A 14,376-nucleotide genomic window follows, 5' to 3' on the forward strand; every position below is an offset into this window, starting at 1 on the left:
CCGGGTGGCCATGCGGCACCACTACTTCGACGACCTGCACGTGGGCGACAGCACGGCCCGTTTCCTCGCTGCGGTGTCCGAGTTGGTTGCGCTCCGCGACCAGCTCCTGGGCGAAGCGGAAGAGGCCAGCACCGCCATCACAGCGTGAGGCACATGGCCTCGAACGTCGTCGTGCCCTTGCGGGGGTGCGGACTGCCATCGGGGGCGCGCTAGGCCCCGGAAGGCTGCGGGTCGGTCCGCGGCTGCGGAACGGCAGGGGCAGGCCGGTGCTCTATGAGGATGGTCGGGAGTTGGACGCGCCGGCGCTCTCGGCGCCGCCGGTGCGACACCTGCGGGCGGTCCGCCGAGCCCACGCGTGGCGGCCCACGTCCGGCTCGACTACGCGAGCGGAGAGCCTCAATCTTTGCGGTGCCTGAGGGCAACCCCCGACACCGGGCCAACGCGCCGGCTCGGCCCAGAGACCGCCAGGGGAGGCGGGGCTTCACTCAAGACACTCCTGCACCTTCCCAAGGCCGAGCCCGAGGCTGGTGGCCAGCGCCAGGACTGGGCCGCGTTCGCACCTGAGGCCAGCCCGGATTGGCCGGGCAGCCGCCCGGTTCGGGTCAGCCAACGAGCAAGGCCACCGCGCTGACCGCGCTGGCGAGGAGGACGACGGCCTCGAAGGTGCGCTGCGGCAGCCGGCGTACCAGGTGGAGGCCGGCGTACCCACCCAGGAACACGAGGGGTGCGAGTGTGATGGCCTGCCAAAGCATGGAGAGCTCGAGCAGGCCGAGGCCCGCGGAGAGGGGCAGCTTGGCCAGGTTGACGCAGAAGAAGAACCACGCGGTTGTGCCGAGGAAGCTCCGCTTTGGGGTGCCCTCGCCGACGAGGTAGAGGGTCATCACTGCGCCACCTGAGTTCGCGATCATCGTCGTGGCTCCCGCGGCGAGACCGACCGCTGCCCGCGCGGGGCGCGACCAGCCGCGGGCGGCGTCAACTGCTGGACCGCGCCGCAGCCACAACTGGGTGGCGATGAGGACGAGCAGGATCGCGCCGATCCCGGTGCGCAGGGGGTCATCCGCAACCACTCCGAGAACGGCGGCGCCGAGGAGCAGCCCCGGCAGGACTCCAGGCAGCAGGTGCCGCACGAGCCGCCAGTCGCAGTCCTTTCGGTAGACGCTGATCGCGATGAAGTCGCCGATGATCAGCACGAGGAGCAGCGCGGCGGTGGACTCTCGGGCCGGCATGCTCGCCGCGAAGAGGGCCACCGCGATGGTCGCGGTGCCGCCGATGCCGGTCTTGGCGAACCCGACCAGGAACGCCGCCAGCCCTAGGGCCAGGAGCGTCGTATCCACGTTCTGGGCTCCCTCCGCGTGTGCTGGCCACCGGCTCCACGGCACTCTAACGACGTCACCACGCTGGGCGTGCCAGACAAGCTTGGCCACAGTGTCGTCACGAACCAGGGTGCGGCCGGGCCGCCACGGCCCCCGCCACCTCGCCGACTGGGTGCGGATCCACCTCGAGCTCGGCACCACGGTCTACTTCTGCGACCCCGCTCGCCGTGTGGCAGCGCGGCACCAACGAGAACACCAACCGCCTGCTGCGGCACTGGTTCGAGAAGGGCGAGGTGCTCAGCGGCTACGCCGCTGAGGACCTCCGCCGGATCGCCGACGCACTCAACTGCAGGCCCCGTCCTACCCTCGACCTGCAGACCCAAGCCGACCGGCTGGCTGCGCTGCTGACCAATCCGGCAGCAGCATGACCGGTGCTTAGACCACTGGACCCCGGCCGGCCGCTCGGAAGCCTGGATGTGGATCCAAACGTAGCATTCCCAGTGTTGCACCCCGTTTGACTAAACGCACAGGATCCACGGAGTGCGGTCGTCATCGCGCCGGGTCCGAGAAGCGCTCCAGAAAGGCGCGCACGGCAGCATCAATCGGTCGGCTCCGGCCGTTCGCCACGAAGACGATCCGGGTCGTGCACCGAGCATGCGGCTCGCTGTGCGGGTCCCGGCTCACGCGCAATTCGTAGTCGAGACTGGCCGAGGCTCGTCCGATCTCGACGACCGTTGTTCTGACGGGGAGTCGTTGTCCGTATCGCGTCTTAGCCGCGATACGGCGGCCAGGGACGATCCGAGCGCGGCGAGCGCTTTCCAGGAGGCGCACGGCGCGCTTCGGGTCTTCGGCCTGGCGGGCCTCGCATGGGCGCTCAGAGGTCGAGCGCCGCCAGGGCCTCGTGGGCCAGGCCGAAGCCGAGGTTGTCGTGCATCAGCCGCTTGAGCTCCCGGGTGAGCACCTGCCGCGCGTATCGCCGGGCCATCATGGGTTTCGCCGCGATCGACTCAGCGATCTCACGCGCGCGGACATACACCTGGTCGGCAGGCACGACCTGGTGCACGACCCCGTAGTCGAGGGCCTGCTGCGCGTTCATGGTCTCACCGAGAAGCAGGAAGGCACGGCCCCGGTTCGGGCCGAGCAGGTGGGTCCACACGACGTGGGCCCCGTCACCGGGCACGATGCCCGAGGGGAAGTGAGGCGAGTCCGAGAACTCCGTCGTCTCGGAGGCGATGATCACGTCGGAGAGGACCGGGATCTCGGGGTGCACCAGGGCAGGCCCGTTCAGGGCGCAGACCACGGGGACCTGGATGCTGAGAAGATTGGTGAGGAGCATCTGCCCCTCGTGAATGATCTCGGCCCAGTCGTGTGGCGTCGCCAGGTTGAACGACGTGAAGTCGATCGTGGGGCAAAACGCGTCACCTGCGCCCGTGAGCAGCACGACCTTGTTGTCGGGGTCCGAGGCGATCTGGTGGAAGCAATAGGCCAGCTCGTCGTGGGCCCGGGACGTCCAGACAAGAGGCTTGCCCTCGGTGTGAAGGGTGACCTCGAGGATGCCGTCCTCGCGCTCGAGACGAACGTTCTCGTAGCGATCGCGGTAGTCCTCGAACAGCGGCGCGATGCGCGTCATTGTCGACTCCTGACTTTGGTGGATAAAGCGTGGACCACGATCATGGCGTGCAAACAAACGTTCGTCCAGACCTTTGGTAGAAATTTCCTTGGAGTCCGCCAGGGAGCGGACGTCGAGGGTTGACAGGCGGACGCACTCTCCGGTAAACAAACGATCGTTAGTCAACCTGAGAGGGCTCGTCATGGATTTTCGCCATACCCCGGAGCAGCAGGCCTGGAAAGACATGCTGCACACCTTCATGGAGAAGGAAGTCGGGCGTGAGTACACCCGCGAGCACGACGCCAGCCGGGAGTTCCCCGAAGAGGTGTTCCAGAAGATGGCCGACAACGGGTGGCTCGGACTACTGGTGCCCGAGGACCAAGGCGGGCAGGGTGCCGACCCTGTCATGTTCGCCATCTTCTGCGAGGCGATCGCCAAGTTCAGCCTGGACACGGCGGCCTGCATCATGACGTCGATGTTCACCGCGACGAACGTCGCCCACAACGGTTCGGAGGAGCAGAAGCGCCAGCACCTCCTGCCCTTCCTGGAAGGCCGCCGCAAGTTCAGCATCGCGATCTCGGAGCCCGAGGCAGGATCGGACGCCGCCGGTGTGAAAACCAAGGCGGTCCTCGACGGCGATGAGTGGGTCTTCAACGGCAACAAGGTGTTCTGCTCGGGCGCTCACCTTCCGGGAGCGGTCATCGCTCTCATGGCGAGGACGAGCGAGGACCGCCACAAGGGTCTGAGCCTGTTCTTGCTCCCCAACGACACCCCGGGCCTGGACATCCGCAAGCTGCCGACGATCGTTCGCCGCAGCCTCGGTACGACCGAGTTCTTCCTCGACGACTGTCGGGTTCCGAAGTCGAACATCATCGGCGAGGTCGGCGAAGGCTGGACCTACATCAACCAACACCTCGAGTACGAGCGGCTGTCCCTGGCCGCGTCGTACGTCGGAAACGCGCGCACTGCGCTCAACGACACGATCAAGTACACCAAGGAGAGGCACCAGTTCGGGCGGGCGCTCTCGTCCTTCCAGGTTCTCAAGCACCGGATGGCGGAGAACGAGTGCGAGCTTCAGGCGGCGCGGCTTCTGGTCTACCAGGCGGCGACCAAGATGGCGCGCGGCGAGCGCGCCACGATGGAGGTCTCGATGGCCAAGGTCTACGCGGCCGACGTCGCATACAAGATCGCCTTCAACGGCATGCAGGCGATGGGTGGCTACGCCCAGCTTCCGGAGTTCGACATGGAACGCTACTTCCGCGAGGCCAAGCACGGGATGGTCGGCGGCGGCGCGAACGAGATCCAGCGCACCATCATCGCCCGCGAGATGGGGCTCTAGTGCCCACGAAGAGTCTCGAGGACTTCCGAGTCGGGGAGCAGATCGAGACTCAGGGAAGGACCGTCGACGTCGGCGACATCAGCCTGTTCGCCGGCCTGACCGGGGACACGTACCCGCTCCACACCAACGAGGAGTACGCCAAGGGGACGATGTTCGGCACGCGCATCGCGCACGGCCCCCTGACGTTCTCGATCGCCATCGGTCAGGTAGCCCAGCACGGCTGGTACGCGGACGCCATCGTGGCCCTGCTTGAGTGCCGATCTCTCAAGGCGCTGGCCCCCGTGAAGCCCGGCGACACGATCTCCGTCAGGGCCACCGTGCGCGACGTCGTCACGGAGAAGCCCAAGTACGGCGAGCTGCACGTCGAGTACGACGTCATCAACCAGCGCGAGGAATCCGTCATGAAGTTCGACTGGATCATGCTCGCCCACCGCAGGACAGAGGAGAGCCGATGAGCAACATGCCCTACCCCGAGCCCGGATCCGCCAGTGACGCTGCGTTCATCGGCATTGGAGAGATCCCGTCGGGCAAGTACCCGACGCGCGGGTTCATGGCCCAACTTGTCGAGGCGGCTGCGCGCGCCATCGCGGATTCCGGCCTGAAGCATACGGACATCGACCAGCTGGTCCTGATCCCGAACCTGCACGGCATTCCTGACCAGGCGGACTTGATCTTCAGCCGCGTCGTGGAGGAGCTCGGTCTCCACGGACGCGCGAAAAGCTCGATGATGATCCACTCCGGTGGCTCGACAAGCGACAACGCGACGCGGGCAGCCGCTGGCCTCATCGCCAGCGGTCAGGCTCGGAACGTCCTGGTCGTGCAGAGCGAGAAGTGGGGCTCGGCAGACCTCTCCGCGATGGTGGACATGCTGAGCGTCAACGGCATCCCACGTGAATGGGAGGGCACCTCCGGCCTTCAATTCAACGCCATCGGTGGGCTGATCACGCAGCGCTACATGCATCAGTCGGGTTCCACGCCCGAGGAGATGGCGAGCGTCTGCGTCGCACTGCGCGAGTGGGCTCGACTGAACCCCAACGCCATGTGGAAGGACCGGGGACTCACGATCGAGCAGGTGTTGGGCTCCAAGCTGGTCGCCGACCCGCTCCGGGCGTACGAATGCCCGTACCTCGCCGACGGCGCGGCCGCGTTCGTCATGACCAGCGCGACCGAGGCCCGCAAGAAGCACGACAACTGGGTGCGCATCGCCGGATCCGGCGGGTGCGTGAGCCACTACTCCTCGGGGCAGGATGCCGAGCTCGGCGAGCTCGGGTGGCCGAAGGCGGCAGTCGAGGCGTATGACGCGGCCGGATGGGGTGCCGAAGAGGCCGACCTCGCGGAGGTCTACGACTCGTACGCAGCGGTGCTCACCATCGCGCTGGAGGGCCTCGGCCTGTCCAAGAAGGGCGAGGCAGCACGCGACTTCCACGCCAAGCGGTTCAGCCCCGGTGGCGGGTTCCCGCTCAACACGAACGGTGGGCTGCTGTCCGCCGGACACACCGGCGTGGGCGGCGGAATGGCCCTCCTCGTCGAGGCCATACGCCAGTTGCTGCACCGCGCCGAGCCGGAGCGCCAGGTGCCGAGCGCCCAGCGCTGCATCGTCGGTGGTAGCGGTGGCAGCTACATGGATGCCCAAATCATGATGCTGGAAAGGGTCGAAAAGTGAGCTACATCGAGAATTCCGAGCAATTGACGGGCCCCTTCGGCGAGGCGCTCGCCCGGGGCGAGCTGATAGTGCAGAAGTGCAACTCCTGCAGCGAGCTGATCATGTACCCGAAGTACCGATGCCCGTCGTGCTTCGGTAACGACCTTGACTGGCATGCGGTCAGCGGCCGCGGCCAGCTGCTCACCTACACGGTGCTCCGGTTCGGCGCACCCAGCTCCTTCGACGTCGAGCCGCCGTACGCGATCGGCATCGTCAGGCTCGAGGAGGGACCGCAGCTCACTGGACGGCTCCACCCGGGGCCAGACGGAACGTGGGACCACTACCGGTGCGACGAGCCGGTGGCATTCGAGCCGGCTGAGGCCGCCGAGGTCGCGCAGAGGCCGGCCGCATGGTTTGCGGCACCCCAGGAGTCTTGAGATGAACGTCGCCACCTTCCTTGCCAAGGCAGCTCAGCGCTTCCCGGAGCGCACCGCGCTGCAGTACGACAACGAAGTGACCTCCTACAAGGAGTTCTACCGCCGGGCCCTCGCCCTGGGCGGATCGCTGCGGGAGCTCGGCCTCGCCAAGGGCGATCGGGTCGCGTTCGCCATGCAGAACCGGCCGGAGATCCTCGAGGTCATCTACGGGTGCTTCGCGGCCGGGCTCGTGGTGGTGCCGATGAACGCTCGGCTGCACGCCCGCGAGATGGCCTACATCGTGGGGCAGTCGGGCGCGAAGGTCGTCATCCACGGACCCGACTTCGAGAGCGCACTGGACGAGCACTGGGACGAGTTCCCGGGCGTGACGCACCGGTTCGGGGTCGAATCCACAGATCGCGCGGCGTCGTACGCCTCCCTTCTGGAGGACGGGCATGCACTGCCCGAGCCGCTGGACGTGGAGTCCACGGATCCCTGCTGGTTGTTCTACACATCCGGGACCACGGGATTCCCCAAGGGCGCCACGTGGACTCACCGGACTGTCCGCGTCCTAGTGATGAACTACCTGGCCGACGTCTACAACATCACCGAGGACGACGTGCTCATCCACTGTGCCCCGCTCTCGCACGGGAGCGGCATCGTCGCGTTGCCGGCAGTCGCTCGTGGCGCCAGCAACGTCATCATGAGTAGCCCGAGCTTCGATCCGGCCGCCCTGTTCGGAGAGGTCGAACGGCTGGACGTCACGCACATCGCCTTCTTGGCGCCCACCCAGATCGTCAAGTGCCTCGACGAGGTCGACGAGAGCAAGTACGACCTCTCCAGTCTGAAGGCCGTCTGCTACGGGGGTGCGCCGATCTATGTGGAGCACCTGAAGCAGGCCGTCAAGAGGTTCGGACCGATCTGGGTGCAGATCTTCGGTCAGGGCGAGTGCCCCATCACGGCCACCGTGCTCCCGTTCCGTGACCACGTGAGGTTCGCGGAGACCGACGACCCGCGTCTGGGGTCGGCCGGCTTCGCGCGCACCGACGTGGAGGTTCGCGTCGTGGACGAGAACGACAACTTCCTGCCCCAGGGCGAGCAAGGCGAGATCGTCGTGCGGGGCGACATCGTCATGGCCGGCTACTGGGGTGACGAGGCCGCGACGGCGGAGACCTTGCGCAAGGGTTGGCTCCACATGGGTGACGTCGGCATGTTCGACGAGCACGGATACCTGCACCTACTCGACCGCACCAAGGACGTCATCATCTCGGGAGGCAACAACATCTACCCTCGCGAGGTCGAGGAGGTCCTGATCACCCACCCCCAAGTGCACCACGTTGTCGTCGTGGGCGTGCCTGACCCGTACTGGGGCGAGGCGGTGCGTGCCGTGGTCGTGCCCGAGCCAGGCACGTCTCCCACGGCGGAGCAGCTCATCGCCTACTGCGGCACCCGTATGGCGGGCTACAAGAAGCCGAAGGCGGTCGACTTCGCTGACGAGCTCCCCGTGAGTGCCTATGGGAAGGTCCTGCGTCGTGAGGTTCGCGAACGGTACTGGGACGGCCAGTCGCGTGCCGTCGCCGGTGGTACGGCGTCGGTCCGATGACGACCCAGCCAGCGGCGGAAAGCCCCCCTCGTGAGGAGCCCACGGTCCTCTGCGAGCGAGCCGAGTTCGGTGTCGTCACGATCACCCTCAACCGTCCGCACCGGGGCAACGGGGTCGTCCCCGAACTGGTGACGGAGTTCCTGGCAATCCTCGACGAGCTCGAGCCCGACCGCGGCGTGCGCGCGGTGGTGCTGACCGGAGCTGGCAAGCAGTTCTCGGCCGGTGCCGACCTCGTCGAGTTCGAGCACCACCTGACCCATGAGCTGAATCGCACGCACGAGCCGTACAACGCCCGCATCCTGCTCCCGCTCACCCAGCGGATCGCCAACTCCCGGCTGGTCTTCGTCGCTGCTGTGAACGGCGCTGCCACCGCCGGAGGGCTGGACCTGGCGCTGGCCTGCGACCTACGGGTCGCCTCAGATCGGGCCCGGCTCGGAGAGACCTACGTCAACGTGGGGATGGCGCCCGGCAACGGAGGCTCGTGGTTCCTGCCGCGGCTTGTGGGGTCTGGCGTCGCAGCCGAGCTCGCACTGACCGGCGACATCGTCGACGCTCAGCGGGCCCTCGAGATCGGCCTCGTGGGCCGCGTCGTCGCGCACGAGGAGCTGCTACCCGCCGCTCAGGAGCTCGCCGGCCGGATCGCCGCCAAGCCCTGGCGAGCAGTCGAGGCGACCAAGCAAGCGCTGCAAGCCTCGTGGCAGCTCGACCTGGGAACTGCGATGAAAGCGAGCTACTGGACCACGATGTCCCTGCAGCACACCGACGACGTCCTCGAGGCCGTCCGGGCTCGCCTCGAGAAGCGCGAACCGGTGTTCAATCGGGACCTCGGAGACCGCTGATCCGAGGAGGGCCGGTGCAATTTGCAGACACGCAATCGCGGCGTCCGGGTCATCGACCTGAGCGAGAACATCGCCGGTCCCCTGGCCTGCATGACGCTGGTTGACATGGGTGCCTACGTGATCAATGTCGAGCGTCCCGGGGCCGGCGAGGCGACCCGGTCGCTGCCGCCGTACTGGGACGGCGAGAGCACCGTGTTCCTCGCCTACAACCGCACCAAGCGAAGCTTCGCTCTGGACCTGAGGACGGATCAGGGTCGCGAAGCGCTCCTCCGGCTCGTGGAGACAGCGGACGTCGTCGTCCAGTCGTTCCGGCCAGGCCTGCTCGACCGGTTGGGGCGCGGCATCGAGGCGATGACGGCCCGTCGGGGAGATCTCATCCTGTGCAGCATCAGCGCGTTCGGTGAAGGCCCTGTCGGCCGTACAAAGCCCGGATACGACGCGCTGGTCCAGGCGTTCACCGGCATCATGGACATGACGGGGGAGCCCGATGGTGACCCGGTCCGGGCGGCACCCTCGGTGCTCGACGTCTCGACGGGGATGTGGGCTGCCATGTCGATCATGGCCGCCCTGGCCCGGCGCTCGACCACCCAGGGTCCTCAGGTTCTCGAGGCATCGCTGGTCGACAGCGGGTTCTTTCTGCTCAGCCATCAGCTGATGGGCTACCTCGCCACCGGCGAGAAACCTGGCCGGCTCGGTTGCGCTGCGCCGAGCGCGTCGCCCTATCAGCTCTTCCACACGGCAGATAGGCCGATCATGCTCGCGACCTCCACGGACCGCATGTTCGAGCGCCTCTGTGCAGCACTCGGTGCCGATGAGCTCGCTGAAGAGCCGAGCTTCCGGACGATGCAGGGCCGCATCGACGGCCGCGACGAGCTAGCGAAGGCACTGGAGTCGCGCCTGGGCCAGCAGCCCGCCCAGCACTGGCTGGACGTACTCGGCGACGCCGGCATTCCGGCGAGCCCTGTCCAGGGACTCGGGGAGGCACTGGCCACGCACATCGGTCGGGAACGACGCCTGGTCCAGCGTGCCGAGCCGGGCCGTGTCGGCGAGCTCCGGCTCGTGCACCTTCCGATTGACCGTGACAGACAGGCACCACGACGTCAGCCTCCGTCGGCTGGCGAGCACACGAGCGAGATCCTCGCTGAGCTGGGTCTGAGCGAGGGGAGCCACAAGGAGGTACGTCATGACTGTTGAGGCTCCTTCCAACACCGATCCCAGTGCCTCGGATGCCGAGCAGATCCGGAACCTGTACGCGCGGTACTCCTTCGCCTACGACAACGGTCGGGCGGCCGAGTACGCGGCTCTCTTCACGGAAAACGGCGTGTTCGAGGTCGTGGGTGGGCCCGAGGTTCAGGGGAGCGAGGCGCTCGCCGGCATGGTGACAGCGGCGGCAGCCCGACCGGCCCGCACGCTTCACATGGTGAGCAACATCCTGGTGACGATGACAGCGGACGGCGCCGCCGGGCAGGCATATGTCCAGCTCCTGGCGTTGGTCGACGGCGCTCTCCGTGTGGTGACCGTCGGTACGTATGACGACACCTTTGTCCGCGCCGCGACCGGGTGGCAGCTGTCCCGGCGCCGGTTCGAGCCCGTCGCCGGACCGGACCCGAGCGGCATCCCCGTCGCCGGAGGCAACTCCACCGACAGTCCGGCCTGACGTCAGGTAGCCGACTGGAGGCCCAGGAGCACCTGGTCCGCGATCGCGTCGGCCATCTCCTGCGCGCTATTGCGTCCCTCCGGCCGATACCACTCGGTCGCTGATCCCAGGATGCCCGCGATCATCAGCACCGGCAGGCGGTGGTGCCCGCTGTCACGGAAGATCTTGCTGGCGACGCCCTCATCGATGATCTGGACGATGAGGTCCTCGTACTTCTGACGGACCTCGACCGCCTTGGCGCGGTTCTCGGCACCGAGGTACTGCCACTGGTGGAACGTCACGCGGGTCTGCTCGACCTGCTGTGCGAGGACATCCAGGTGGGCGCGGATCGCTTCACGCATCTTCTGATCCGCCGGCAGGTCGGAGTCGACGACCGGCTGGATGACGTCGATGAACGCGGTGATGCCGGACTCGACAATGTCGAGTAGGAGATCCTCCTTGCTGCTGATGTGGGCATAGAGGCTGCCTGGGAGGATTCCGACGGCCTCGCTGAGGTCCCGCATGCCAATGACCGGGTACCCGCGCTCGCCGAATAGACGGATGGCGGCGTCACGGATGCGTTCACGCGAGACCCCCTCTCCGCGGGCGGTTGTCTTCTGTCGGGGCACCCCGGCCTCCTCGTTCACGTGTGGTTGCGCAACCAACCTAATGCTGCCGGGTGCCGGATGGGTGAAGTGCCCCATTCCGTGTGCCGCCGGTCTCGCCCGTACCGTATCTCGAACAAGTGTGTGTTTGTAGGCCGGAGTTGGGCATACGACCGTGTTCATCGTGGGGACTGGCATCACTCGCTTCGGTCGGCACTCCGGCGCCGACCGACGGAGCCTCGCCTCCGATGCAGCGCTCGCGGCCATGTCCGATGCGGCGGTCAGCCCGGCCGACGTGGGGATGGCGGTCTTCGGCAACGCCGCTGAAGGGTGGCTGCACGGCCAGGAGATGGTGCGCGGCGAGGTGGCCCTGCGTCACGCCGGCCTCTCGGAGTACCCCTCGTCGCTAGCGCGCCAGAGCCTCCTTGCTCCGCCGCAGCGCCATCCGGCTGTGCAGGAAATCCCGGGCGCTGTTGGCCGCGACAGCTCCGACGACCTTGTCGCCCTCGCGCCACTCCACGACGAACTTCCCGGAAGCCAGGTCGCCGGACACCAGGTGCATCTCGGCTAACGGTGTCCGGTGACCGACGGACATCAGCCGAAGGTCGCCCTGATACGACCAGAAGTACGCCTCATCGATCTCCTCCTCCTGCTCGAGACCCAGGAGTCCGTGCGCAACTCGCTGTCCCGACTCGATGGCCGCGGTCCAATGCGAGACCGGGCGGCAAACGTCACCGTCGTGCGCACAGGCGATGTCGCCGGCGGCGAAGACCTCGGCAACGTTTGTGCGTCCGTCGTGGTCGCAGACGACACCCACGTGCGTCGCAACACCCGCGCGAGCGATCCAGTCGAGATCGCGATGCACGCCCACTCCGAGCACGACGCATCCCGCTTCGAGCTCGGTCCCGTCATCGAGGCTCAACTCGACGTGGGTGCCCCGGTCCAACGCGCCGGTGATGGAAACACCGCAGTGAAACCGAACACCGCGGTCGCTGTGCCACTGCTGGAGGCACGTCGCCAACTCCTCGCCGAGGACGCCGGCCAAGGGCCGAGGCGCCACCTCGACGACGGTGACCTCCACGCCGCGAGCGCGCGCGGCAGCAGCCACCTCGAGTCCTATGAAGCCGCCTCCGATGAGGACGAGCCGCTCATTCGACTCGAGTGATGATCGGATCCTGGCTGCGTCCTCCGCGGTACGCAGGTGGTGCACCCGGGGGACGCCCTGCAGCGCCGGGAGAGATCTCGCTCGGGTGCCCGTCGCGATGACGAGCTTGTCGTAGGGCACCGGTCCATCGGCACCGTCCACCTCGAGAAGTCGTGCCTCGGCTTCCAGTCCGACGACCCGGTGGCCTAGGCGCAGGTCGATCCCGCGCGCGGCGGCCTCCTCGAGAGACAGCAGCGTCGTGGGAGGAGGCGCCGGCTCGGTGAGTAACGCCTCCTTGGACAGCGGCGGGCGGTCGTACGGCGGAAGCGATTCCTCCGACAGGACCGTGATCGTGCAGCGCTCATCGAGGTCGCGAATGGCCTGAGCCGTACGAGCGGCGCTCACACCTCCGCCGATGATGACGATCCGCTCGGGTGGGAAGTCCATGGAAGCTCCTCGTCTCATGCAAACAAGCGGTTGTTTGTTGTACCTCGATTGCTCAGGATGGTCAAGAGGAGAGCGGTGTAGTTCAAAACGAACGTTTGCTTGACACTTGCTCCACACGTTTGATGTGCTGTGCCTGGCATCACACAACATCGACCTTCGGAGGCTCCACATGACCTTCGTCATCACGCCGGGATGCTGCCTGGACGCGTCGTGTGTGGCCGTGTGTCCAGTGCAGTGCATCCGCCCCCGCCCGGGGGATCCCGACTTCACGACAGCCGAGCAGCTCTACATCGATCCGACCACGTGCATCGACTGTCAGGCGTGCATGGACGAGTGCCCGATCGACGCGGTACACCCCGACTACGACTTGCCGAACGAGTTCGGCGACCTTCTGGCGATCAACGCACAGTACTTCGTGCAGCGGCCGATCGCTGAGAGTGCGGCACCCGTCGTCAGGCGGCCGAGGCTTCCCGAGGAACGCCCGATGCTGAGCGTCGCTGTGGTCGGCGCCGGCCCGGCAGCCTGTTACGCCGTGGACGCACTAAGCGAGATTCGTGGCGTTCACGTGTCGCTGTTCGAGAAGCTGCCGACCCCCTTCGGCCTGGTCCGCGCCGGAGTGGCGCCGGACCACGCGAAGACGAAGGACATCAGCAAGCTTTTCGGGCGCGTGCTCTCCAGGTCCAACGTCAGCTGTCACTTTAACGTCGAGGTCGGGCAGCACGTCTCCATCGGTGAGCTGCTGCAGCACCACCACGCCGTCCTTTGGGCGGCCGGTGCGGAAGGCGATCGAGAGCTGGCGCTCCCTGGCGAGGCACTGTCCGGCTCGTACTCGGCGCGACAGTTCGTGGCTTGGTACAACGGCCACCCCGATCACGCCGAGGACGCCTTCGACCTTTCTGGTCGCACAGCAGTCATCATCGGGAACGGGAATGTCGCCCTCGACGTTGCTCGCGCGCTGACCCGACCGGTCGACGCCTACTCACGGACCGACATGGCCGACCATGCGCTCCAGGCGCTGGCACGGAGTGCTATCGAGGAGGTCGTGATCGTCGCCCGCCGAGGACCGCGGCACGCTGCGTACAGCACTGGTGAGCTCGCGGCTCTGGCGCGACTCGAGGGCGTCGACCTGATCGCCCACGAGCAGGACATGGTTCACGAGCTCGATCCCACGGACCCGCGCGATTCGATCCTGGCCGCCGCCATCCGGCGCGCACCTGTGGCCGGCCGGCGGCGGATCGTCCTTCGGTTCGGGCTGTCGCCGTTGTCGGTCAACGGCGACTCCCGCGTACGGTCTGTCACATTTGCACGCCTCGACGGTGAGCGGGAGAGCCTCGAGTCCATGGAGACGGGGCTCGTCCTCCGCGCCATCGGCTACAAGGGAAAGCCCGTGCCGCAGCTTCCGTTCGACGACCGGACGGGCACGATCCCGAATGACGGTGGGCGCGTGCTCGACGGGGCCCAGGGTAAAGCGATCCCGGGGCTGTATTGCTCGGGATGGATCAAGCGCGGTGCCACCGGGGTGATCGGCACGAACAAGGTCGACGCACGCGAGACCGTGGCGGCCCTGCTTGAGGATCACCGGTCAGGAGTGCTTCCCGACCCGCCGCACGAGGTCGAGGACGTCCGGGAACTGGTCTCGTCTCGTCAGCCAAACATCCTGGACTTCGCGGGGTGGCGACAGATCGACGAAGCCGAGAAGACGAGGGGTCGAGAGGCCGGAAGATCTCGGGTCAAGTTCGTGAGCATCGAGGAGATGCTGGCTGCTTCGCGCCTCAACGTGTGA

Annotated in this window: 13 protein-coding genes and 1 pseudogene; 10 read left to right on the plus strand and 4 right to left on the minus strand. The window is 67.0% G+C overall.

The genetic code is table 11. The features are described from left to right. Positions 1 to 602 precede the first annotated feature (602 nt). Positions 603 to 1,334 carry a sulfite exporter TauE/SafE family protein gene (locus DDE18_RS04250; RefSeq protein ID WP_116571024.1) on the minus strand — a complete coding sequence of 244 codons (732 nt, stop codon included), beginning with the start codon at positions 1,332 to 1,334 and terminating at the stop codon, positions 603 to 605. A 139-nt stretch (positions 1,335 to 1,473) separates the two neighbouring features. Here DDE18_RS04250 and DDE18_RS04255 point away from each other — a divergent pair. Then, a pseudogene (locus DDE18_RS04255) lies at positions 1,474 to 1,741 on the plus strand (transposase); the annotation flags it as partial. Positions 1,742 to 2,187: 446 nt separating this feature from the next. Here DDE18_RS04255 and DDE18_RS04260 read toward each other — a convergent pair. After that, entirely contained in the window at positions 2,188 to 2,943 is a 756-nt protein-coding gene (locus DDE18_RS04260) for an enoyl-CoA hydratase/isomerase family protein (RefSeq protein ID WP_116571026.1), read from the minus strand. An 88-nt stretch (positions 2,944 to 3,031) separates the two neighbouring features. On the opposite strand from DDE18_RS04260, the gene DDE18_RS04265 reads away from it, so the two are divergent. The 8 genes from DDE18_RS04265 to DDE18_RS04300 are packed head-to-tail and all read left to right on the plus strand — an operon-like array spanning position 3,032 to position 10,418. Beyond that, positions 3,032 to 4,261 (plus strand): acyl-CoA dehydrogenase family protein, encoded by a 1,230-nt coding sequence (locus DDE18_RS04265; protein WP_211754399.1) that lies wholly within the window; start codon positions 3,032 to 3,034, stop codon positions 4,259 to 4,261. Continuing rightward, positions 4,261 to 4,716 (plus strand): MaoC family dehydratase, encoded by a 456-nt coding sequence (locus tag DDE18_RS04270; RefSeq protein WP_116571028.1) that lies wholly within the window; start codon positions 4,261 to 4,263, stop codon positions 4,714 to 4,716. Before DDE18_RS04265 ends, DDE18_RS04270 begins: the two co-directional genes overlap by 1 nt. Beyond that, positions 4,713 to 5,924 (plus strand): thiolase family protein, encoded by a 1,212-nt coding sequence (locus DDE18_RS04275; RefSeq protein WP_116571029.1) that lies wholly within the window; start codon positions 4,713 to 4,715, stop codon positions 5,922 to 5,924. Before DDE18_RS04270 ends, DDE18_RS04275 begins: the two co-directional genes overlap by 4 nt. Then, on the plus strand, positions 5,921 to 6,340 hold the full coding sequence (locus tag DDE18_RS04280; RefSeq protein WP_211754400.1) for a Zn-ribbon domain-containing OB-fold protein: 420 nt from the start codon (positions 5,921 to 5,923) through the stop codon (positions 6,338 to 6,340). Before DDE18_RS04275 ends, DDE18_RS04280 begins: the two co-directional genes overlap by 4 nt. 1 nt (position 6,341) lies before the next feature. Beyond that, a complete protein-coding gene (locus DDE18_RS04285; protein WP_116571030.1) occupies positions 6,342 to 7,922 on the plus strand; it encodes an AMP-binding protein in 1,581 nt (526 codons plus the stop codon). After that, positions 7,919 to 8,761, plus strand: coding sequence for an enoyl-CoA hydratase/isomerase family protein (locus tag DDE18_RS04290; RefSeq protein ID WP_116571031.1), 843 nt, complete (start codon positions 7,919 to 7,921; stop codon positions 8,759 to 8,761). Before DDE18_RS04285 ends, DDE18_RS04290 begins: the two co-directional genes overlap by 4 nt. Before the next feature lie 21 nt (positions 8,762 to 8,782). Next, entirely contained in the window at positions 8,783 to 9,955 is a 1,173-nt protein-coding gene (locus tag DDE18_RS04295) for a CaiB/BaiF CoA transferase family protein (protein WP_116571032.1), read from the plus strand. Then, entirely contained in the window at positions 9,945 to 10,418 is a 474-nt protein-coding gene (locus DDE18_RS04300; RefSeq protein WP_116571033.1) for a nuclear transport factor 2 family protein, read from the plus strand. The genes DDE18_RS04295 and DDE18_RS04300 overlap by 11 nt, the downstream gene beginning before the upstream one ends. A gap of 2 nt (positions 10,419 to 10,420) precedes the next feature. Here the strand turns inward: DDE18_RS04300 and DDE18_RS04305 are convergent, their stop codons facing one another. Further along, on the minus strand, positions 10,421 to 11,320 hold the full coding sequence (locus tag DDE18_RS04305) for a TetR/AcrR family transcriptional regulator (protein WP_211754401.1): 900 nt from the start codon (positions 11,318 to 11,320) through the stop codon (positions 10,421 to 10,423). Positions 11,321 to 11,408: 88 nt separating this feature from the next. After that, the gene (locus DDE18_RS04310) at positions 11,409 to 12,776 is read right to left on the minus strand and encodes an NAD(P)/FAD-dependent oxidoreductase (protein ID WP_245916488.1); all 1,368 of its coding nucleotides are present in this window, start codon (positions 12,774 to 12,776) and stop codon (positions 11,409 to 11,411) included. Between DDE18_RS04310 and DDE18_RS04315 the strand changes: the two genes are divergently transcribed. Continuing rightward, a complete protein-coding gene (locus DDE18_RS04315; RefSeq protein WP_116571036.1) occupies positions 12,763 to 14,376 on the plus strand; it encodes an FAD-dependent oxidoreductase in 1,614 nt (537 codons plus the stop codon). The genes DDE18_RS04310 and DDE18_RS04315 overlap by 14 nt on opposite strands.

It is taken from the genome of Nocardioides gansuensis, from assembly GCF_003076135.1.
Classification (GTDB): Bacteria; Actinomycetota; Actinomycetes; order Propionibacteriales; family Nocardioidaceae; genus Nocardioides; species Nocardioides gansuensis.